We start from the raw sequence: 19,887 nt of genomic DNA on the forward strand, positions 1-19,887 counted from the left end.
GCTCCCCACATGAAAATCCGACAAGCCATCACTTTCGACGACGTGCTTCTGCAGCCCGGCGCGAGCGAGGTTTTACCCGCCGATGTGAACGTCTCGACGTTCCTGACCAAGTCCATCGGCCTGAACATCCCCTTGATCTCTGCCGCCATGGACACGGTAACCGAGGCGCGTCTCGCCATCGCCATGGCCCAGGCGGGCGGCATCGGCGTGATCCACCGCAACCTCTCCATCGAGGAGCAGGCGGGCGAAGTGGCCATGGTGAAGAAATACGAGAGCGGCGTGGTGATGAACCCGGTGACAATCGCGCCAACTGCGACGCTGGGCGACCTGCGCGAGCTGAAAGCGCGGACCGGCTTTTCCGGAATCCCGGTTGTCGAGAAGGACGGCATGGTCGTCGGCATCATCACCAATCGCGACACGCGCTTTGCCGAGGACCTGAACCAGACCGTGGCGAGCCTGATGACGCGCAACATCGTCACCGTGAAGATGGATACCGATCCGGCCGAGGCGCGGGCCCTGCTGCACAAGCACCGGATCGAGCGCCTGCTGATCGTCGACAATGACGGCAAGTGCCTGGGCCTGTTGACGGTCAAGGACATGGACAAGGCCGCCGTGAACCCGAACGCAGCCAAGGATGCGGCTGGACGCCTGCGCGTGGCGGCTGCTTCCACGGTCGGCGAAGCGGGCTTTGCGCGCACGATGGCCTTGATCGAGGCCGGCGTTGATGCCGTGGTGATCGATACGGCGCACGGCCATTCGATCAGCGTGGCGGATGCCGTGCGGCGGGCGAAGAAAGTGTCGAACGCAGTGCAGATCATTGCCGGGAACGTGGCGACGGCGGAAGCGACCAAGGCGCTGATCGATGCCGGAGCAGATGCGGTGAAAGTGGGGATCGGGCCGGGCTCGATCTGTACGACGCGGATCGTGGCTGGCGTCGGCGTGCCGCAGCTGACGGCGATCGAGCAGTGCGCGAACGCGGCGCAAAAATCCGGTATCCCGATCATTGCCGATGGCGGCATCAAGTTCTCTGGCGATTTTGCCAAGGCGCTGGCCGCCGGCGCGGCCACCGCGATGATGGGGAGCATGTTCGCCGGCACCGAAGAAGCGCCCGGCGAAGTGTTCCTGTACCAGGGACGCAGCTACAAGGCGTATCGCGGCATGGGCAGCCTGGGCGCGATGGCGCGCGGCTCGGCTGACCGCTATTTCCAGAAGGATGCGGCAGCCGACAAGCTGGTGCCGGAAGGCATCGAAGGCCAGGTGCCGTTCAAGGGGCCAGTCGGCCCGATCCTGCACCAGATGGTCGGCGGCCTGCGCGCGGCGATGGGCTATGTCGGCGCCAAGGATATCGACGAGCTGCACAAGAAGGCCGAGTTCGTGCAGATCACTGGCGCGGGCCTGCAGGAAAGCCATGTGCACGACGTGATGATGACGCGCGAATCGCCGAACTATTCGGTGAGCCGGGGGTAGGGTGCCTGAACCAAAGGACCCGCTTCGGTTAAAGTATTGGAGCGCCGTTATTTCGGGCAGTTTTACAATGCTCGTGCTTGGACCAGCTCTCGCGCTGCTCATGAGCGCATGGTGGCCGATCTTGGCCGGTTTTGGCATTCATTTCGTTGTCTGCTTCTGGGCACTTTTCCTTAAGTGCCAGAACTGTGGCGTTGTATGGTGGGTCCACGGACCGAAGGATCCGAATTGGGGCAAACGGAACCTGCTTCAAGCTTGGGCCCTCAGCATTCCGCGTAATGCATGCGCCCATTGCGGGGACGAGAGGACATGAGAAAAATGAAGTGCGGGCGGGCTGAGCGGATCGTACCACACGCACGGACTTCGTCCTTCGACTTCGCTCAGTATGAGTTCCTTGGAAGGCGCACGTTGCCGGGGCGTCACCCACGACCGTGACCTGTGCCGCGAAAGTATTTGCGACGTGCGGCCAAGACGTGATGTTGGGCGCCATTCGCGGCCTCAGGTCCTGTTTCCGGTCACGCGAGTTCGTCGGTTGCGCGAATTGCGAGCGGTTTGCAAACTTTAAATCCCCTCACAGGCGAAACTTCCGTAAAAACACCTAGTCTGGCGTCGGTCTTGCGGCGTTCTGGCGCAGCGTCTCATACCGGGACTTTGACCGGTTGGGGCGTCGCGACACGACGGGACAAATTCGTTCCAGAAAAGGTGAAACGAACGACAGCGCGGAACACTTTGCGCGACACACAGGAGAGTATCCGATGGGGTGCCGAAGACAGGAAGTCCGCGCTGCGTTTGGCTACAATGCCAAGGGCGAATTGAAGAAAGTCGTCTGGATCGACGAGACGTTTGGCATGACCGAACGCCTGGCCAAACATGAATGCAGTTCAGCCGGATTGCGGACCGCCATCCTGAACGAGCCGGATGCGCGGGCGCTGCTGAAGAAATATCCGGACTGGAACTGGCGCAAGAAATCTGCTCAGCGGGGCACGCGCCACATTGCCTCGAGCGCCGGCGAGCCTTCGCCCACTGCGAACAATTTCATGCGCTCAAAGCCGTGGCTCACGTAGAATCCGGTATTGGCGGGATTTGAGTTCTCAAGGTAGGCTGGCAGCTGTTCCCGGTCGCAGGCGTCAAGTATGGGGCGGATCAGCGCCTTGCCGACGCCCTGTCCGCGCGCTGATTTCCGTGTGCCGATCGTAAAAAGATACATGTGCCGCTCGTGCGGATGGTTGGTGTCCATCGTTTCGCCAGCCGTGATCGCACGCTTGACGGCGCCCTTTGTGCCCCAGCGCGCGACACCGGCAGCGAGCGCGAGCATGGACAGGGTCGGCAGGTTGCGATTGGTTTCGGACGTACACCACATCGCCGCGCCGCCATTGCCGGCAAGATAGCATTGGCCGCGTTTGGAATAGACGTCGCGCGCGAGCACGGTGAAGGCCGATTGTATGGCGCGTGGCGTGCCGAATATCCATTCGTTCACCGGGTCTTCGAAGAAGGCTTCGGCAGTAATGTCGCCCAGCTGGCGCCAGTCGGCAGGCGTTGCGGCGCGTACGCCCTCTGGCAGGTCCAGTTCCATCACATGCCTTTCAGCCGGGGAGCCCCGGGAAGCCTTCGATCAGGGCAACTTTGCTGGTTGCCCCTTTGTGGCGGAAGGGAGCGAGGGCCTGGTATTCGGTGCAGTTATACCATTCCAGCGCGATGTCCTTGCTGGGAAATTCGGCGAGGACGGTGCGTGTGCAATTCCAGTCGCCTTCAAGGACATGCGCGTTTTCGTCTACGGACAGCAGGCGACCGCCATAGCGATTGAATACGTCCATGAAGCCCTGCTCGTATTTCCTGTACGTTTCCCTGTCTGTAATCGTGATCTGGGCGACGATGTAGACGGCCACGACATCTCCTCGAACCTGCAAAGCCAAGTGTAAGATTACACAATTTGAAGTGTCTGTTTGTTTCCATGTTAGTGAAGCGCGCGTAAAGCGTCCACCAAACGATGAAAAAAGGTGACTCATGCGGAATGGCGGGCGGATCAGCGCAGCAATCGAGGTTTTGACGGACGTGCTGGAGCGGCACCAGCCGGTCAAGACGGCCATGCGCGACTGGGGCAAGAGCGCGCGCTATGCAGGCAGCAAGGACAGGGCGATGGTGTCTGGCCTGGTGCTGGACACGCTGCGCAAGCGAAATTCAGTCGCCTTTCGCATGAATGACGATAGCCCGCGCGCGCTGGTGCTTGGTACGCTGGGGTTTGTCTGGGACTGGGATATCGACCAGATGGACGCGGCGGCGGGCGACGAGCATGGCCCGGAGCCATTGACGCCGGATGAGCGCGAACGCCTTGCTGGCCAAATGGACCGCGCAGCGCCTTTGCATGTTCAAGGTGATTTTCCAGAATGGATGACGCCGATGATGGTGCGCGTGTTCGGTGAGGATGTGGCTGCCGAGACCCAGGCCATGGCCGTGCGGGCCGATGTGGACCTGCGCGTCAACACGCTGAAAGTGGATGCCGAAAAGGCCGCTTTTCCGCTGAAGAGCGCAAACGCCGAGCTATCGCGCCTGTTACACAATGCGTTTCACATTCCAGCGAAAGACCCGAGCGAGCGCGAAGCGAGTCTTGAAAGCATTCCGGCCTACTCCAAGGGCTGGGTGGAAGTGCAGGATGCGGGCAGCCAGATCGCGGCGGCGGCTGCGAATGCCCAGCCGGGCGAGCAGGTGCTGGACTATTGTTCCGGCGGCGGCGGCAAGACGATCGCGCTGGCAGCGCAGATGAAGGGCAAGGGACAGATCTTTGCCTATGACATCGATGGCAAACGCCTGAGCGCGCTGATCCCGCGCCTGAAACGATCCGGCGCGACCAATGTGCAACTGGTGCATCCGAGCGAGGCGGTTCAACTCGACACTCTGACTGGGCTGATGGATTGCGTGTTCGTCGACGCGCCGTGCACGGGAACGGGAACATGGCGGCGGCGGCCGGATTCCAAGTGGCGCGTCAAGCAGGGCCAGCTGGAAAAGCGCATGTCCGAACAGACTGATATCCTTGAGAAGGCGAGCGCCTTCGTGAAGCCGGGCGGGCGTCTCGTCTACGCGACCTGTTCGTTCCTGATGGAAGAGGACGAGGATCGCGTCGCCGAATTCCTAGCAGCCCATCCTGAGTTCGCCGAAGAAGACGCGGCGGCATCGGCAATTGCATCAGGCCTGCTGACGGATGAGGGCGCGAACAATGTGCAGCGATTCCGGACTCCGACGGGCAGCGTACGCCTGACACCGCACCGGGCCGGGACAGACGGGTTCTTCTTTGCGGTCCTACGCCGGGCCTAGTTGCCGCTGACAACGGCCTCGCCGGAATATTGGGCGATGGCGCCGAGGAGTTTGGTGACTTCCTCGCGTTCCTGCAGGGAGAGTTCCGGGCGCCAGATGTCGAAGAGGAGGACGACCCGTGTCTGGTCGGCCTCGTTCTTTGCCTCATGCTCGATGCTGTCGTCGAAGATGACGAGCTGACCTTCTTTCCAGTGATGGGTCTGGTTGCCGACACGCAGCCATGCCGGTCCCGGCACGAGAAGGGGCAGGTGGCAGATGAGGCGCGTGTTGATGAGACCATGGTGTGGCGGAATCGCCGCGCCGGGCTTCAGCAATGAGAACAGTACCGATGGCGCCTGCCCGGGCAGGTAGTCGAGTGGCAGGTTTTCGAATGCGGCCGCCGTGACCGGGCAGCGGGCGCAGTTTTCCTCGACGCGGGCGCCGTCCTTCCAGAGGTAGAAGGCGCTCCAGTCGTCATTGCCGACGAGGTCGTGGCTTTTGACGTGGGGCTTGCTTTCGTCGCGCTCGAGATAGGGCCGGAATGCGGCGTGGTCGCCGAGGACTGCGTGCAGTTCCTGCTGGATGGCAGGCGTTTGCGCTTCGAGGGCGGGTGCCCAGTCGAAGTCGGACCTGTCGTAGAACTGGATCTGGGGCAGTTCTGGAAAATAGTATTTGGTCGGCTGCTGAAGATGAATCTGCGCCTTGCCGAGCAGGATGCCGACCGACTGGTCGAAGCGCGGCGAGCGGGACGTGGGCGGCAGCGCGGCCGCGATAAAGGCTTCATACTGGCTGGCATACTCGCCAAGCCGGGCAGCGGCGCGCCGGAGGCCCGGCTTGAAGACATCTGGCACCGGGCCGCCCTGCATCTGCGCCACCTGCATGGCGCCGCCATAGGCCCGGCTGGCATCCTGAGTCCTGCCGGCGGCGTGCTGGACGTCGCCGAGGAGGAGCAAGGCGCCAAGATCGCGCGGGGATTCGCGCAGGACAGATTGCAGGCTGGACTCCGCTTCTGCCAGTCGGCCATTGCGGGCATGGTCGAAAGCGGCCTGTTTCAGGGCGTCTTGTGTGGGCAAGCTGGTCATGCCGCGACATGGCCGGATAGGACGGGCGACGTCAATACGTGGGAATCTGACGCGGATTATCGAGGGCGCTGGCTGACCGAGGGGCGAGGAATGTGTATCCTGCCCCTTCGCCGAGTCGCATCGGCGAATTCGCTGAGGGGACCAGCATGAGCTATCAACTGAACAAGAAAGAGGTGCTGTTCCGCCAGCGCCTGCTGAAGGCTTCCGGGTTCGACCCGAAAGGCCTGGATGGGATGTGGGGCAAGAATACGGGTGCGGCAGACGACGCTTTCCTGGCAGCCAGCGCCGCACTGCGTGATGAACTGGGCGCGTTCGATGTGCGCTCGGAAGGCAACATTCTCGGCCTGCACATCAAGGCGCAGAGGATGGCGCGGGAATTCCTGGGCAAGGCCGCTGGCTTTCCTTACGCGGTCCGGATCATCTCGGGCACGCGAACCTATGCCGAGCAGGATGACCTGTATGCCAAGGGCCGGTGGGGCGGTCCGCCGGGACCGAAAGTGACCAAGGCAAAGGGCGGCCAGAGCAACCACAATTTCGGGATCGCCTGGGATGTCGCCCTGTTCGAGGGCGGCCGTTACATGAATGGTGACCAGCCGCAGGATGATCCGGCCTACCGCGACCTTGCCGGGCGCGCGCTGGCAGATGGACTGGAATGGGGCGGGGCCTGGAAGAATTATCCCGATCCGCCACATTACCAGCTTGCGAGCGCGTACAGGAAGATTTCGGAGATACGCAAACGGTTCGAAACGGGTGAACCGTATGTGTGACGCCGAGATTTGCTCCCGATTACGCCTTTCAGGCTTGCCCGGTGAGGTGGGACTCAGCTAAACGGCGCCATGACAGAGCAAAGACACGAACGCGCCCTTATCGTCGATTTCGGCAGTCAGGTAACGCAATTGATCGCCCGGCGCCTGCGTGAAAGCGGCGTCTATTGCGAAATCCACCCGTTCAACAAGGTCGATAAGGCGTTTCTCGATGCCTATGCCCCGCAAGCCGTGATCCTGTCGGGCGGGCCGTCGAGCGTTTACTGGGACGATGCGCCGATGGCCGACATGGCAATATTCGAGGCGGGCATCCCGGTGCTCGGCATCTGTTACGGCCAGCAGGTGATGATGCACCAGCTGGGCGGGCGGGTCGAAGGTGGTACCAGCCGAGAGTTCGGACGGGCCTTCATCGAAAAGGTTGTGGACGACCCGTTCCTCGATGGCCTGCTGAAAAGCGGCGATCATGAGCAAGTCTGGATGAGCCACGGCGACCATGTGGCCGAGATGGCACCGGGCTTCGGCGTGATCGCCAAGTCGCCGGGCGCGCCCTATGCCATCATTGCGGACCCGGAGCGTAATTTTTACGGGACGCAGTTCCATCCGGAAGTCGTGCATACGACACATGGCGCGCAGATCCTGCGCAACTTCACGCATGGCGTGGCGGGCCTGAAGGGTGACTGGACCATGGCGGCTTACCGGGCCGAGGCGATCGAGAAGATTCGCGCGCAGGTCGGCAAGGGCAGGGTGATCTGCGGCCTGTCGGGCGGCGTGGATTCCTCGGTCGCGGCCGTGCTGATCCATGAAGCCATCGGCGAACAGCTGACATGTGTGTACGTCGACCACGGCCTGATGCGCGCGAATGAGAGCGAAGAAGTCGTGAGCCTGTTCCGGGAGCACTACAATATCCCGCTGGTACACGTGGATGCGTCTGACCTGTTCCTCGGCAAGCTGGCAGGCGTGTCTGATCCCGAGCGCAAGCGCAAGATCATCGGCGGCCTGTTTATCGACGTGTTCGAGGCCGAGGCGAAGAAGATCGGCGGGGCCGATTTCCTGGCGCAGGGCACACTCTACCCGGACGTGATCGAGAGCGTTTCGGCGCTTGGCGGGCCTTCGGTGACGATCAAGAGCCACCATAATGTTGGCGGCCTGCCTGAACGCATGAACATGAAATTGGTCGAGCCGCTGCGCGAACTGTTCAAGGACGAGGTGCGGGCGCTGGGTCGTGAACTGGGCTTGCCGGAAGCCTTTGTCGGGCGCCACCCGTTCCCGGGTCCGGGACTGGCGATCCGCATTCCCGGCGAAATCACGCGCGAAAAGGCCGACACGTTGCGCAAGGCAGACCTGATCTATATCGACGAGATCAAGAAGGCAGGCCTGTACGACGAAATCTGGCAGGCGTTCAGCGTGCTGCTGCCGGTAAATACGGTCGGTGTGATGGGCGACGAGCGGACCTATGAGGCTGTGCTGGCCCTGCGGGCCGTGACCTCTACCGACGGCATGACGGCGGATTATTACCCGTTCGAGCATGCGTTCCTCGGCCGGGTCGCCACGCGCATCATCAACGAGGTGAAGGGCGTCAACCGGGTCGTCTATGACGTGACCAGCAAGCCGCCCGGCACGATCGAGTGGGAGTGACAGCGATGAGCATGCCGCAGGCCCGGGACTTCCTGAACGAGAGCAAGGCGCTGTACGCTTTGCTTGAGCCGCTTGATGACGCGGCTTTCGAACAGGCGACGGCGTTCAAGGGCTGGACGCTCAACGATGTGCTTCGCCACCTCCACTACTGGAACTGGATGGCGTGGCTGCAACTGAATGACGAGGCCTTGCTGGTCGCCCAGATGGGTGAAATCGCGCGCGCAGGCGGCATGCGCCCGGTTGAAATGGCGCATGTGGACAATGCGCACGGGCAGGCTCTGCTGGCGGTGTGGATGACCCAGGCCGAGGCTGCAGCGCAGGCGTACGCATCGGCGGATCCCAAGGCGCGTCTGAAATGGGTCGGCCCGGACATGAGTGCACGCTCGTCGATCACCGCGCGGTTGATGGAGACCTGGGCGCACGGGCAGGAAGTCTACGACCAGCTCGGCGTGGTCCGTCAGAATACGGATGGCATACGCAATATCGTCGTGCTCGGGATCAATACGTTTGGCTGGACGTACAAGAATCGCAAGCTCGACATACCTGAGACCATGCCCTTCGTCGTGCTGACGGCGCCGTCCGGTGAGGTGTGGACCTATGGCGAGGAGAGCGCGGTAGAGCGTGTCGAGGGACTTGCGGAAGACTTCTGCCAGGTCGTGACGCAGACGCGGAACATTGCCGATACGGGACTTGTCGTGACAGGCCCGATCGCGACACAGTGGATGGGTTTCGCGCAATGTTTCGCGGGAAGGCCGGAGACGCCCCCCGCGCCGGGTGTGCGCAAGACGCAGGACGTTGTGCCTCACGCGAAATAGACTACGAATAATATGCCGTTGCGAGGGCATCGGGCCCGCGTCTTGATCAGCTGCCGAGCCTGAGGCTCTTTTTGTCACGCATCGCGGCGCTGTTGGGTGAAGCAACGTTCGCATTCTGCCTCACGCGGACCTGATGCCGCTGAAGGAGCGGTGGACAAATCGCCCTCTGCCTGCCAGCACAGCAGACAAAGCAAAACAATCAGGGACAAAAGACATGTCGATCCTCCTTCTCGAAAAGCGCGGCCCCATAGCAATCATGACGCTGAACCGGCCGGACATGATGAATGCGCTGGGGCAGGCGGGTGACGGCCCGGCCGTGGCGGCCGTGTGCAAGGAGATCGTGGACGATGCGTCGATCCGCTGCGCCGTGCTGACCGGGGCAGGGCGGGCCTTTTCGGCCGGCGGTGACGTCAAGGCAATGAAAGAACGCTCAGGCGCGTTCGGCGGAAAGCCGTATGACGTGCGCGCCGGATACCGGGACAATATCCATGTTATCGTGCGGTCGTTGTACAATCTGGAAGTACCACTGATTTCGGCGATCAATGGCCCGGCGATCGGCCTTGGCTGCGATGTTGCCTGCATGGCCGATGTGAGGCTGGCGGCGGACCATGCGAAACTGGGCGTGACCTTCCTGAAGCTGGGCCTGATTCCGGGCGACGGTGGTGCCTGGTTGCTACCGCGCCTGATCGGCGCGTCACGCGCAGCGCAACTCCTGTTTACAGGTGACGTGATCGATGCCGCAACCGCGAAGGAATGGGGCCTCGTGTCGGAGATCTATCCGGCAGACGAACTGATGGGCGAAGCGATGAAGCTGGCGGAGCGGATTGCCGGCCAGCCGCCGCAGGCCCTGCGCCTCGCCAAGACGCTGATGCGCCAGGCGAACACAGCGTCCTATGACACGATCATGGAAATGTCGGCCGCCGCGCAGGCGCTGATGCACGAGACCGAGGACCATATCGAGGGCGTCAATGCGATCCTCGAAAAGCGCAAGCCCGAATTCAAGGGCCGCTAGAGCTCGCCACGTACGTCCTTGATGACGCCGGAGAAGTCGAGGCCGCCAAAGCCCTTCTCGTCCAGCTTGGCATAAATCGCCTCGGCCATTTCGCCGAGGCGAATGTCAGCGCCTGACGCCTTGGCCGCTTCGGCGGCGAGGTGGAGGTCCTTCAGCATCATCGCAACCGCAAAACCGGGCCGGTAGTCACGGTTTGCCGGGGATGTGGGGACGGGTCCGGGCGCGGGGCAATAGGACGTCATCGACCAGCACTGGCCGGAGGCGGTCGAGGAGATGTCGAAGAATGTCTGGGCGTCGAGGCCGAGCTTTTCCGCAAGGTTGAAAGCTTCCGCCGTACCGATCATCGAGATGCCGAGCAGCATGTTGTTCGCAATCTTGGCGGCCTGGCCGTTTCCGCTGCCACCGGCATGGAAGATGTTCTTGCCCATCTTTTCGAGCAGCGGCTTTGCGCGGGCGAAGGCTTCGTCCGGTCCGCCGCACATGAAGGTGAGCGTGCCGGCCTCGGCGCCAGCCGTCCCTCCGGAAACCGGGGCATCCACCATGGTGAAACCGGCAGCTTCGGCTTGTTTCGCCGCCTCGCGGGCGTCTTCAACGGCGATGGTCGAACAGTCGAGGAAAAGCGCGCCGCTGGTCGCATGCGCGGCAACGCCATCGGGGCCGAAATAGACACTGAGGACGTGCCTGCCAGCGGGCAGCATGGACACAACGACTTCGGCATCGCTAACCGCTTCTGCCACGTTGGCGGCGCCTTTGGCGCCGAATGTTTCCGCCTTGGCAACGGCCTCCTTGTTGAGATCGAAGGCCCGGACCTGATGGCCCGCTTTTGCGAGATTGGCGCACATGCCAGCGCCCATATTGCCGAGGCCGATGAAAGCGATTTTGGTCATGGCGTTCTCTTCCAATCTTTTCCTTGAGGTTTTCGCGCGCACTCGGCTCTGAGCGCAAGCTGCTCTTCAGTAGGATTATCTGAATAAGCTCCGCGATCTGTGTAGCTACAAACGCAAGTGCTTTGGCTGTAAACCCAAGCTCCGCCACGATCCAGACAGCTGTCGACCTTGTCGTTCGGCCAATATACCAACCAAGCTACAAACCCTACGATCGGCAGCGCAGCCATCGTTACCCATACGAGAGCCTTGCGTTGTATAGCCGACAGCTTCATCGCCCATTGCCTACTTGTCTTTGAATTGCGGCGGGCGCTTTTCGGTGAAGGCGGCCATGCCTTCCTTCTGGTCTGCGGTACCGAACAGGCCCTGGAACAGGCGGCGTTCGAAGCGGACGCCTTCGGTTGTAGGCAGTTCGAGGGCGCGGCCGACCATTTCCTTGGCAGCCATGAGAGATGGCAGGGAGTAGGACGCGATTTCATTCGCGGCTTTCATCGCCTCTTCCATCAAGTTGTCATGCGGCACAACACGGGAGACGAGGCCGATGCGATCCGCCTCAGCGCCATCGATCATGCGGCCGGTGAGGACCATGTCCATGGCCTTGGCCTTGCCAACGGCCTTGGTGAGGCGGATCGAGCCGCCCATGCCCGGCGTCACGCCGAGCTTGATCTCGGGTTGGCCGAACTTGGCCTTGTCGGACGCGATGATCAGATCGCACATCATGGCCAGCTCACACCCGCCACCGAGGGCGAAACCGTTGACCGCAGCGATGACCGGCTTGCGGCTGGCAGCGAACCGGTCCCAGCCGGCGAAATAGTCTTCCATATACATGTCGGAGAAACCCTGCGGCTGCATCTCCTTGATGTCGGCGCCAGCGGCGAAGGCGCGGCCTTCACCGGTGAGGACGGTGACAGCAATGTCCGGGTTACGGTCGATCTCTACGAACAGGGCGGCGATCTCGGCCATCGTCTCGGCATTCAGCGCGTTGAGGCTTTCGGGCCGGTTCAGTGTGACGAGCGCGACGCGATTCCCGTGCTCGAAAGTGATCGTGTTGTAGTTTGCCATGTCGCTTAACCCATTGTTGGAATGATGAAGGCCTGGTCGCCGATTTCGTCGCCTTCGGGCCAGCGTTGGGTGACCGTTTTGATCTTCGTCCAGAATCGCACGCCTTCGGGGCCGTGCTGGTTTGTGTCACCAAAGGCTGAGCGCTTCCAGCCGCCGAACGTGTGGTAGGAGACAGGCACAGGGATCGGTACGTTGACGCCGACCATGCCGACATTGACCTGCGCGGCGAACTCGCGCGCGGCGCGACCATTGGAGGTGAAGATGGCGCAGCCATTGCCATACTGGTGGTTGGACGGCAGGGCGGCGGCCTCTTCCAGAGTCTCAGCGCGCACAACCTGCAGGACAGGGCCGAAAATCTCTTCCTTGTAGGACTGCATATGCGGTTTCACATTGTCGAACAGGGACGGGCCGACGAAGAAGCCGTTCTCGTGGCCCTGCAAGGTATGGCCGCGACCGTCCATCAACAAGTCGGCGCCTTCGTCGACGCCCATCTGGATGTAGGATTCGATCTTGGCCTTGTGGGCGGCCGAGACGACCGGGCCGTAATGGGCATCCGTGTCGGTCGAGATGCCGACCTTCAGGCCGCGGGCTGCCTCGATCATCCGCTCGACGAATTCGTCGCCGGTTTTCTTGCCGACGGTCACGGCGACAGGCAGCGCCATGCAGCGTTCGCCGGCCGAGCCATAGGCCGCGCCGACGATATCCTTGACGGCCTGTTCCATGTTGCAGTCCGGCATGATGATGCCGTGGTTCTTCGCGCCGCCCATGGCCTGGACGCGTTTGCCGTGGCTGGTGCCGAGGCTGTAGACGTATTGGGCGATGTCGGACGAGCCAACGAAGCTGACGGCCTTGATGTCAGGATGCTTGAGGATTGCATCGACTGAGACCTTGTCGCCATGGACACAGTTGAGAACGCCAGCCGGGGCGCCGGCTTCCATGAGCAGTTCCGCGAGACGGAGCGGGACGGACGGGTCTTTCTCTGATGGCTTGAGGATGAAGGTGTTGCCGCAGGCGATGGCGACAGCCGACATCCAGCAGGGGATCATGGCGGGAAAGTTGAACGGGGTGATGCCAGCGACGACACCGAGCGGCTGGCGCATGGAATAGACGTCGATGCCGGGGCCGGCGCCTTCGGTATATTCGCCCTTCTGAAGGTGGGGGATGCCGCAGGCGAATTCAACGACGTCGATGCCGCGCTGAACGTCGCCCTTTGAATCGGCAACGACCTTGCCATGTTCAGCAGAGAGGAGTTCGGCGAGTTCGTTGATATTGGCTTCAAGCAGGCGCTTGAACTCGAACATGACGCGGGCGCGCCGCTGGGGATTCATCATCGACCAGGCCGGGAACGCGGCCTTGGCGCTGGCGACGGCGGCGCCGAGTTCGGCTTCGGTCGCCAGCTGGACCCGCGCCTGAATCTCACCCGTATTGGGGTTGTAAATGTCTCCGAAGCGACCGGACTTGCCGACGACCTGTTTGCCATCGATGAAATGATGAACGTCACGCATGGGCGCTGATCCCTCTGATTGCCATTTTGCGCCAGCTTAAGACCAGTGTTTCGTCTGGTAAATGAACATAAATGCAGCTTATACCTGTGTTTTTGCAGGTAACGCAGAATGAACTGGGACGACCTGAAGCTATTCCTTGTGGTGAGCCGCCAACAGAAGCTCGACCTCGCTGGCGCCGTCCTGCATCAGGACCCGACCACGCTCAGCCGGCGCCTGCGGCGACTGGAGGCCGATGTCGGCCAGACACTGTTCGAACGGACGCGGCGGGGCCATGTCCTGACGCCGGAAGGCGAAGCATTGGCAGAGCGCGCCGAAGCTATCGAAGCGATTACATTGGGCATTGGTGACACCGGAGACGGCGAACGTTCGCTCGTCGGCAAGGTGCGGTTGGGCGTCACGGAAGGATTTGGCACGGCCTTCATTGCGCCGGCGCTGTCGGAGTTCGTGGCCGAGTGGCCGGGAATCGAGATCGACCTGATCTCGCTGTCGGGACTGGTGAGCGTGCCGAAGCGCGAAGCGGACATGTCTGTCCTGCTGACGCGCCCGAAGGCCGGCCGGATGAAGGTGCGCAAGCTGACCGATTATTCGTTGCAGCTTTATGCCAGCAAGGACTATCTCGCGGCACGCGGACCGATCGCAACCGTCGAAGCGCTGAGCGACCACAAGCTGATCGGCTATGTCGACGACCTCATCTATTCGCCGCAGTTGCGGTACTTCGACGAAGTCCTTCCGGGGCTTCATCCCGGATTGTCCAGTCCCAGCATCATCGCGCAGATGGAAATGACCCGGGCCGGATCAGGCCTGTGCATCCTGCCGAAGTTCATTGCGACCCGTCACGCCGATCTCGTGCCGATCCTGCAGGCCGAGATCGACGTGAAGCGGTCATTCTGGCTTGCCATCCACGAAGATGTCGCCGGCCTGGCGCGCATCAAGGTGCTTTCGGATTATCTCGCGAGATTGGTCAAAAAGCGGCAGGCGGAATTCTAGCGCAACTCGTGCGATGAAGACTGGTCAGGCGACAACGGACGCGTCGTACATTGCCTTGATGTCCGCTTCCGAGATCCCGAGCGATGCCAGGACCTCTTTCGTGTGCTGGCCCATTTTGGGCGACGGCCCCTTTGGGCCGTCATCCGCGCCGGGAAAGCGAACGGGAGAGGCGGGAGCCGGATAGGTCGATCCGTCACCCTTGGCGCTCGGTGTTTGCACGATGGCGCCCGATGCGAAAGCCTGTGGGTCCTGTGCTACCTCACCGAGTGTCTGGACCGGGGCCCAGGCGATCGAATTGGCGTCGAGCCGCTCGGAAATCTCGGCCTTGGTATATTTGGCAAATCCCTCGTCGATAATGGCGATGACTTCTTCCATGTTCTGGCGCCGCCCCTTGGCGGTGACGAAGCGCGGGTCCTCGGAGAGGTCTTCGCGGTCGATCACCTTGCACATAGGCACCCAATCGACATCGCCCTGGCGCGCGACGGTGCATATCCAATGATCGTCCTTCGTCTTGTAGAAATTTGAGATCGGGACGATCTGCTCGGTCCGGCTTTTTGTCGACGCAATGCGGCCGAAAAAGAGCTGGATCGCGAAGTCCGACCCCATGGCATAGAGTCCGGTACGGAACAGGGAGGCCTCCACGAGGCGTCCCTTGCCGGTACGCTGCGCCTCGACCAAAGCGGCGCAGATCCCGGCGGCTGCCGACATGGACGTGGTATGGTCACCGAAGGCCGTCCGGAGCGCGTAGGGATCTTCACCCTTTGGAATGGTCAGCCGGGCGACGCCCGTTCGGCTCCAGAAGCTGGCAATGTCGAAGCCGGGCCGGTCAGCGTCCGGGCCTTCGAGCCCATAGCCGGTCAGAGAGCAATAAACGAGCTTCGGGTTCAGGCTGCGCAGGCTCTCATGGTCCATGCCGGAACGTGTGAGGCCACCGGGGCGGACATTGGTGAGGAAGACATCGGCCTCGGCCGCGAGCTTGCGGACGATGTCCTGTCCTTCGGGCGTTGTGGTGTCGACGACGATGGATTTCTTTCCGCGATTGTCAAAATCGAAGACCGGATTGTCCTGGTAATCCGTGCCGATGGTGCGGAAAAAGTTGCGGATGGGGTCGCCGCCGGGTGGCTCGATCTTGATGACTTCCGCGCCCCAGTCGGCAAGGATGCAGCCTGCACCCGGCGCGGCCATATATGTGGCGTATTCAATGACTTTCAGACCTTCGAGCATTCCTGGACCTCTGACCCTTTTATCAATTTTCTGGGACAAGGTTTGAACGCTGGACGCTCAAAAGGGAAGGGGAGAGACCGCCGTAGAGGCGCGTTGACCTCGCGACAAGTGCTCATATTCCGGCAGAGCCGCCGCTTTCAGAAGGTGAAGTCCGGAAGTTTCTCGAACGCCTCCTTGAGGGCTTCGCCCCAACCCGAAGAGATTGTGTGAAAATACGGATCGTCTGACGGTATCCGACGCTGGATGCCAGTCTCGAACGTGTCGATCCTGTAGGCGTGCAGATCGAGCGGCATACCGACAGCGAGATTGGCTTTCAGGGTAGAGTCAAACGAGACGTAGAGTAGTTTGATAGCGTCTTCGAAGCTCATGGCGGAATCAAATGCGCGCAGGATGATGGGACGACCGTACTTGGTTTCGCCAATCTGGAAAAACGGCGTCTCGTCACTCGCCTCGATGAAATTGCCTTCCGGGTAGATCAGGAAGAGCCGCGGTTCCATGCCCTGGATCTGGCCGCCGACGATCATCGTCGCACCGAACGTGTTTTCCGCACCTTGCTGGTCTTCAGCCTGGGAGTGGATCACTTCCTTCAGCGTATCGCCAACGAGGCGTGCAACCTGGAACATGGTGGGGGCGGCGAGGAGCGTCTGCTTGCGTTCGGCCGGGACGACGGAGCGCTCATCCAGCAGGCTGATAACGGCCTGTGTCGTGGCCAGATTTCCAGCCGTCATGATGGTGATGACCCGATCGCCTTCTACGGACCAGGTGAACATCTTGCGAAATGTCGAAATGTTGTCGACGCCGGCATTCGTCCGGGTGTCTGACATGAAGAGAAGGCCTTTATCGAGGCGAAGCGCGACGCAGTAGGTCATGCGAGTCCTGTGCTGATTTTCGACGATTCCGTCCAGCGTTACTGCTGGACCTGCAAGGAGACAAGCAGGGATTCAGCAGCGCCGCCGAAGACGATTCCGGAAATCGGCGCGGCTTCGTCATAGTCCAGCCCGGTGGCGACGCGCACATAGCGTTCATCGGGAGAAATGACGTTCGACACATCAAAGCCGATCCAGCCGACATCCGCGACATAGGCCTCGGCCCAGGCATGACTGGCCTCCTGCTGGATCCGGTCGTTCATCATCAGGTATCCGCTGACATAGCGCGCGGGAATTCCGAGCAGGCGCGCCGCACTGACAAATGTATGCGCATGGTCCTGGCATACGCCGTGGCCGACCTTGAGCGCTTCTTCTGCGGTAGTGCCAGAATCGGTGCGGTCTGTTTCGTAGGCGATAGCTTCGCGAATCGTGGCCGACAGGTCGTGGAGGCGTCGTATCCGGTCAGGGTTTTCGGGCATGTCAGCGGCCAGCTTGCGAATCAACTTACCCGGTCGGGTAAGAGGCGTCTGGCGCTTGTAGTACCAGAGGGGTGCGAAACCCGAATGCGGCCCGACTACGCCGTTCGTCGGCACTGTGTCGATATCGCCTGAACACGTGATAGATATCGCCTGCTGGCCTGCATCAAGGCTGATCAGCTGTACGCGGTTGCCGTGCTGGTCGTCGAAAACGCATTCTTCCCGGCCACCTTCAATCTTGATCGTCCAGTTGTCGACTGTTTGCGTGGCGCAGGATTTCGGAGTCAGCCTGACCTGTTGCAGTCCGTAGGGAACGGGCTGGTCGTAGGAATAGTGCGTCTTGTGGCTGATATGAAGTCGCATGGCTTATTCGTAAAACCTGTAATCTGTTTCGATCTGCGTAGCGAGGGCCGCATTGTTCCGCAGAAACTCACGTATGAACTCGTGCAGCCCGGATTCAATAATGTCGTCGATCGACTTCCCGGTGAGGCTGGCTTCCAATGCAGCCGCGAGGTCATGGCTGGGGCGGCGGTCACCATAGTCTTTCTCGAGGTTGGCTAGGCAGGCGATCAACTCATCGTAGCAGAATGCCAGGGACCGGGGCATGCGTGCGTCAAGGATGAGGAATTCCGCGATTGCAGTCGGGTTCGCGTTGCCGGGGTTCAGCCAGTGGAAAGAGCGTTCAGCCGAGGCCGAACGGAGGATCATTTCCCATTGCACATTGTCGAGTGACGAGCCGACCGGTGCCCCCGTAGGGAGGAGGACATAGTATTTGACATCGAGAATGCGCGCCGTGTTGTCGGCCCGCTCGATCAGCGCCCCGATCCGGGAAAAGCTGAAAATGTCATTGCGCAGCATAGTGCCCTGAAGCGCTCCGCGAACGAGCGCGCTTTGTTGACGGATGCTGGACAGTACGGCTGGAAGTTCGGATTGAGGAACGGGTCGCTTCAGCATGTCCTGTAAAAGCATCCATCCGTCATTGACGGCTTCCCATACTTCCCGCGTCAGCGCGGTGCGTGTGGCGCGGGCATTGTCGCGCGCCATCTGCATGACCGAATAGACGCTCATGGGATTGGTCTTGTCACGTAGAAGGTAATCCACCGCCGTGTTTGGTGCGACAGTCTCGTGCCTGGCAAGATAGGCATCGAGGCACCCGACTGTGGTCAGGACCGAAGCCCATTCGTCTTCGCCCGAGGCCGCACGCGTCAGTGCCATGCGAAAACCCGCTTCGACAAGGCGCGCGGTGTTTTCGCTGCGCTCGAGAAACCGAGATAACCAGAAGAGTCCTCCTGCCGTCTTGCCTAGCATTGGGTCATTCCTCCAGCACCCAAGTGTCCTTGGTCCCGCCGCCCTGACTGGAATTGACTACAAGCGAACCTGCTTTCATGGCGACGCGGGTCAAGCCACCCGGCGTGATGTCGATACTGTCGGGCGAGACGAGCACATAAGGTCGGAGGTCTACATGGCGCGGCGCGAGCCCGGTGCGAGTGAGTACAGCCACGGTCGAGAGGGCGAGCGTCGGCTGGGCGATATAGTTGGATGGGTTCGCTTCCAGCTTAGCGCGGAAGGCGGCTAGCTCGCGCTTGCTCGCCGCAGGACCGACCAACATCCCATAACCGCCGGATCCATGCACTTCCTTGACGACGAGCTCAGCGAGATGTTCGAGTACGTATTTAAGCGTATCCGGCTCGGAGCAGCGATGCGTCGGCACGTTCTTCAATATAGCGGTTTGGCCCGTGTAAAATTCTACGATTTCAGGCATGTAGGAGTAGATCGCCTTGTCGTCGGCGATTCCTGTGCCCGGCGCGTTAGCGAGTGTGATGCCACCGGCGCGGTAGACGTCCATAATGCCCGGGACACCGAGCAGAGAGTCGCGATTGAAATTCAGCGGATCGATATAGTCGTCATCGATGCGTCGGTATAGGACGTCGACGGGCTGAAACCCCTGTGTCGTGCGCATGGCAACGCGGCCATCGACAACACGTAGATCGTGCCCCTCGACCAGTTCGGCGCCCATCTGGTCAGCCAGGAAGGCGTGTTCAAAATAGGCAGAATTGTGCAATCCGGGTGTGAGCACCGCCACCGTGGGCTGGCCGGCACATTGTGCTGGAGCACACTTGCCCAGCGATCGGCGGAGCAGCGTCGGATAGTTGCCGACGGGTTGCACCTTGATGCGCGAAAAGAGTTCCGGGAACATCTTCAGCATGGTTTCCCGGTTTTCGAGCATGTATGAAACGCCGGACGGTGTACGGGCATTGTCTTCGAGTACGAAAAATTCGTCAGCCCCGGTGCGCACAAGATCGGTTCCGACGATGTGGGTGTAGACGCCTCCGGGAGGTGTTACGCCGATCATCTGCGGCAAGAAGGCGGCGTTTTGCGAGACCAGGTGTTCGGGTATGCGCCCAGCCTTGAGTATCTCCTGACGGTGATAGATGTCGTGCAGAAAGGCGTTGATTGCCTTTACGCGCTGTTCGATTCCACGCGCCAGAAGGCGCCACTCCCTTCCGTCGATAATGCGCGGCACGAGATCAAAAGGGATGAGGCGTTCGTCGGCTTCCTTTTCGCCATAGACATTGAACGTGATGCCGGTTCGCCGGAAAAATTTCTCCGCTTCCCGGGACTTCTTGTGCAGGTCGCTGATTTGGACCGACTCCAACCATTCGCCATAATTCGCATAAGGTTGGCGCGGAGAACCGTCCGCGCGTCGCATTTCGTCAAAGAATACCGGTTTGTCTCCCATGATTACAGAACGCTCTACTTTCCGAACACTTGCAAGGGATGATTTGCGGTTGCTGAAAGGCTGGCAAACCATGGGCGAGTTTG

Annotated in this window: 19 protein-coding genes; 8 read left to right on the plus strand and 11 right to left on the minus strand. The window is 61.1% G+C overall.

The window, feature by feature from the left end; translation table 11 throughout:
- Positions 1 to 9 precede the first annotated feature (9 nt).
- Positions 10 to 1,467 (plus strand): IMP dehydrogenase, encoded by a 1,458-nt coding sequence (gene guaB, locus AC0L7I_RS11270; RefSeq protein ID WP_473396521.1) that lies wholly within the window; start codon positions 10 to 12, stop codon positions 1,465 to 1,467.
- A 752-nt stretch (positions 1,468 to 2,219) separates the two neighbouring features.
- Complete coding sequence (locus tag AC0L7I_RS11275; protein ID WP_473396522.1) at positions 2,220 to 2,528, plus strand: hypothetical protein; 309 nt, start codon at positions 2,220 to 2,222, stop codon at positions 2,526 to 2,528.
- Here AC0L7I_RS11275 and AC0L7I_RS11280 read toward each other — a convergent pair.
- Positions 2,438 to 3,037 (minus strand): GNAT family N-acetyltransferase, encoded by a 600-nt coding sequence (locus AC0L7I_RS11280; protein WP_473396523.1) that lies wholly within the window; start codon positions 3,035 to 3,037, stop codon positions 2,438 to 2,440. The two genes, AC0L7I_RS11275 and AC0L7I_RS11280, sit on opposite strands and share 91 nt — an antisense overlap.
- A gap of 10 nt (positions 3,038 to 3,047) precedes the next feature.
- The gene (locus AC0L7I_RS11285; RefSeq protein ID WP_473396524.1) at positions 3,048 to 3,350 is read right to left on the minus strand and encodes a DUF1330 domain-containing protein; all 303 of its coding nucleotides are present in this window, start codon (positions 3,348 to 3,350) and stop codon (positions 3,048 to 3,050) included.
- Between the two features lie 118 nt (positions 3,351 to 3,468).
- Here AC0L7I_RS11285 and AC0L7I_RS11290 point away from each other — a divergent pair, with 118 nt between their 5' ends.
- Positions 3,469 to 4,773 (plus strand): RsmB/NOP family class I SAM-dependent RNA methyltransferase, encoded by a 1,305-nt coding sequence (locus tag AC0L7I_RS11290; RefSeq protein WP_473396525.1) that lies wholly within the window; start codon positions 3,469 to 3,471, stop codon positions 4,771 to 4,773.
- Here AC0L7I_RS11290 and AC0L7I_RS11295 read toward each other — a convergent pair.
- A complete protein-coding gene (locus AC0L7I_RS11295; protein WP_473396526.1) occupies positions 4,770 to 5,834 on the minus strand; it encodes an aspartyl/asparaginyl beta-hydroxylase domain-containing protein in 1,065 nt (354 codons plus the stop codon). The genes AC0L7I_RS11290 and AC0L7I_RS11295 overlap by 4 nt on opposite strands.
- A gap of 146 nt (positions 5,835 to 5,980) precedes the next feature.
- On the opposite strand from AC0L7I_RS11295, the gene AC0L7I_RS11300 reads away from it, so the two are divergent.
- The 4 genes from AC0L7I_RS11300 to AC0L7I_RS11315 all read left to right on the plus strand — a co-directional run bounded on the left by AC0L7I_RS11300 (position 5,981) and on the right by AC0L7I_RS11315 (position 10,060).
- A complete protein-coding gene (locus AC0L7I_RS11300) occupies positions 5,981 to 6,601 on the plus strand; it encodes a M15 family metallopeptidase (protein ID WP_473396527.1) in 621 nt (206 codons plus the stop codon).
- A gap of 69 nt (positions 6,602 to 6,670) precedes the next feature.
- A complete protein-coding gene (gene guaA, locus AC0L7I_RS11305) occupies positions 6,671 to 8,233 on the plus strand; it encodes a glutamine-hydrolyzing GMP synthase (RefSeq protein WP_473396528.1) in 1,563 nt (520 codons plus the stop codon).
- Between the two features lie 5 nt (positions 8,234 to 8,238).
- A complete protein-coding gene (locus AC0L7I_RS11310) occupies positions 8,239 to 9,048 on the plus strand; it encodes a TIGR03084 family metal-binding protein (RefSeq protein ID WP_473396529.1) in 810 nt (269 codons plus the stop codon).
- 214 nt (positions 9,049 to 9,262) lie between these two features.
- Positions 9,263 to 10,060, plus strand: coding sequence for a crotonase/enoyl-CoA hydratase family protein (locus tag AC0L7I_RS11315; RefSeq protein WP_473396530.1), 798 nt, complete (start codon positions 9,263 to 9,265; stop codon positions 10,058 to 10,060).
- Here AC0L7I_RS11315 and mmsB read toward each other — a convergent pair.
- The 3 genes from mmsB to AC0L7I_RS11330 form a co-directional block, all read right to left on the minus strand.
- On the minus strand, positions 10,057 to 10,947 hold the full coding sequence (mmsB, locus tag AC0L7I_RS11320) for a 3-hydroxyisobutyrate dehydrogenase (protein WP_473396531.1): 891 nt from the start codon (positions 10,945 to 10,947) through the stop codon (positions 10,057 to 10,059). The two genes, AC0L7I_RS11315 and mmsB, sit on opposite strands and share 4 nt — an antisense overlap.
- A gap of 282 nt (positions 10,948 to 11,229) precedes the next feature.
- Positions 11,230 to 12,006: an enoyl-CoA hydratase-related protein gene (locus AC0L7I_RS11325; protein WP_473396532.1), complete on the minus strand. Its 777-nt coding sequence runs from the start codon at positions 12,004 to 12,006 to the stop codon at positions 11,230 to 11,232.
- 5 nt (positions 12,007 to 12,011) lie between these two features.
- Positions 12,012 to 13,511 carry a CoA-acylating methylmalonate-semialdehyde dehydrogenase gene (locus AC0L7I_RS11330; protein ID WP_473396533.1) on the minus strand — a complete coding sequence of 500 codons (1,500 nt, stop codon included), beginning with the start codon at positions 13,509 to 13,511 and terminating at the stop codon, positions 12,012 to 12,014.
- 108 nt (positions 13,512 to 13,619) lie between these two features.
- Here AC0L7I_RS11330 and AC0L7I_RS11335 point away from each other — a divergent pair, with 108 nt between their 5' ends.
- On the plus strand, positions 13,620 to 14,498 hold the full coding sequence (locus tag AC0L7I_RS11335; RefSeq protein ID WP_473396534.1) for a LysR family transcriptional regulator: 879 nt from the start codon (positions 13,620 to 13,622) through the stop codon (positions 14,496 to 14,498).
- A 24-nt stretch (positions 14,499 to 14,522) separates the two neighbouring features.
- On the opposite strand, the gene AC0L7I_RS11340 is transcribed toward AC0L7I_RS11335, so the two are convergent.
- The 5 genes from AC0L7I_RS11340 to AC0L7I_RS11360 form a co-directional block, all read right to left on the minus strand.
- Positions 14,523 to 15,722: a CaiB/BaiF CoA transferase family protein gene (locus tag AC0L7I_RS11340; RefSeq protein ID WP_473396535.1), complete on the minus strand. Its 1,200-nt coding sequence runs from the start codon at positions 15,720 to 15,722 to the stop codon at positions 14,523 to 14,525.
- Positions 15,723 to 15,859: 137 nt separating this feature from the next.
- Positions 15,860 to 16,591, minus strand: a complete 732-nt coding sequence (locus tag AC0L7I_RS11345; protein WP_473396536.1) for a proteasome-type protease — start codon at positions 16,589 to 16,591, stop codon at positions 15,860 to 15,862.
- A gap of 38 nt (positions 16,592 to 16,629) precedes the next feature.
- Positions 16,630 to 17,427, minus strand: a complete 798-nt coding sequence (locus tag AC0L7I_RS11350) for a transglutaminase family protein (protein ID WP_473396537.1) — start codon at positions 17,425 to 17,427, stop codon at positions 16,630 to 16,632.
- 3 nt (positions 17,428 to 17,430) lie between these two features.
- Complete coding sequence (locus AC0L7I_RS11355; RefSeq protein ID WP_473396538.1) at positions 17,431 to 18,372, minus strand: alpha-E domain-containing protein; 942 nt, start codon at positions 18,370 to 18,372, stop codon at positions 17,431 to 17,433.
- 4 nt (positions 18,373 to 18,376) lie between these two features.
- Entirely contained in the window at positions 18,377 to 19,804 is a 1,428-nt protein-coding gene (locus tag AC0L7I_RS11360) for a circularly permuted type 2 ATP-grasp protein (protein WP_473396539.1), read from the minus strand.
- Positions 19,805 to 19,887 lie beyond the last annotated feature (83 nt).

Source organism: Hyphomonas sp. J20-32, assembly GCF_055808555.1.

Excerpts from the sequence above, each read along its gene's own strand:
- guaB (WP_473396521.1), top strand. The coding sequence starts at position 10 with ATGAAAATCCGACAAGCCATCACTTTCGACGACGTGCTTCTGCAGCCC.
- AC0L7I_RS11275 (WP_473396522.1), top strand. The coding sequence starts at position 2,220 with ATGGGGTGCCGAAGACAGGAAGTCCGCGCTGCGTTTGGCTACAATGCC.
- AC0L7I_RS11280 (WP_473396523.1), bottom strand. The coding sequence starts at position 3,037 with ATGGAACTGGACCTGCCAGAGGGCGTACGCGCCGCAACGCCTGCCGAC.
- AC0L7I_RS11290 (WP_473396525.1), top strand. The coding sequence starts at position 3,469 with ATGCGGAATGGCGGGCGGATCAGCGCAGCAATCGAGGTTTTGACGGAC.
- AC0L7I_RS11295 (WP_473396526.1), bottom strand. The coding sequence starts at position 5,834 with ATGACCAGCTTGCCCACACAAGACGCCCTGAAACAGGCCGCTTTCGAC.
- AC0L7I_RS11300 (WP_473396527.1), top strand. The coding sequence starts at position 5,981 with ATGAGCTATCAACTGAACAAGAAAGAGGTGCTGTTCCGCCAGCGCCTG.
- guaA (WP_473396528.1), top strand. The coding sequence starts at position 6,671 with ATGACAGAGCAAAGACACGAACGCGCCCTTATCGTCGATTTCGGCAGT.
- AC0L7I_RS11310 (WP_473396529.1), top strand. The coding sequence starts at position 8,239 with ATGAGCATGCCGCAGGCCCGGGACTTCCTGAACGAGAGCAAGGCGCTG.
- AC0L7I_RS11315 (WP_473396530.1), top strand. The coding sequence starts at position 9,263 with ATGTCGATCCTCCTTCTCGAAAAGCGCGGCCCCATAGCAATCATGACG.
- mmsB (WP_473396531.1), bottom strand. The coding sequence starts at position 10,947 with ATGACCAAAATCGCTTTCATCGGCCTCGGCAATATGGGCGCTGGCATG.
- AC0L7I_RS11325 (WP_473396532.1), bottom strand. The coding sequence starts at position 12,006 with ATGGCAAACTACAACACGATCACTTTCGAGCACGGGAATCGCGTCGCG.
- AC0L7I_RS11330 (WP_473396533.1), bottom strand. The coding sequence starts at position 13,511 with ATGCGTGACGTTCATCATTTCATCGATGGCAAACAGGTCGTCGGCAAG.
- AC0L7I_RS11335 (WP_473396534.1), top strand. The coding sequence starts at position 13,620 with ATGAACTGGGACGACCTGAAGCTATTCCTTGTGGTGAGCCGCCAACAG.
- AC0L7I_RS11340 (WP_473396535.1), bottom strand. The coding sequence starts at position 15,722 with ATGCTCGAAGGTCTGAAAGTCATTGAATACGCCACATATATGGCCGCG.
- AC0L7I_RS11345 (WP_473396536.1), bottom strand. The coding sequence starts at position 16,591 with ATGACCTACTGCGTCGCGCTTCGCCTCGATAAAGGCCTTCTCTTCATG.
- AC0L7I_RS11350 (WP_473396537.1), bottom strand. The coding sequence starts at position 17,427 with ATGCGACTTCATATCAGCCACAAGACGCACTATTCCTACGACCAGCCC.
- AC0L7I_RS11355 (WP_473396538.1), bottom strand. The coding sequence starts at position 18,372 with ATGCTAGGCAAGACGGCAGGAGGACTCTTCTGGTTATCTCGGTTTCTC.
- AC0L7I_RS11360 (WP_473396539.1), bottom strand. The coding sequence starts at position 19,804 with ATGGGAGACAAACCGGTATTCTTTGACGAAATGCGACGCGCGGACGGT.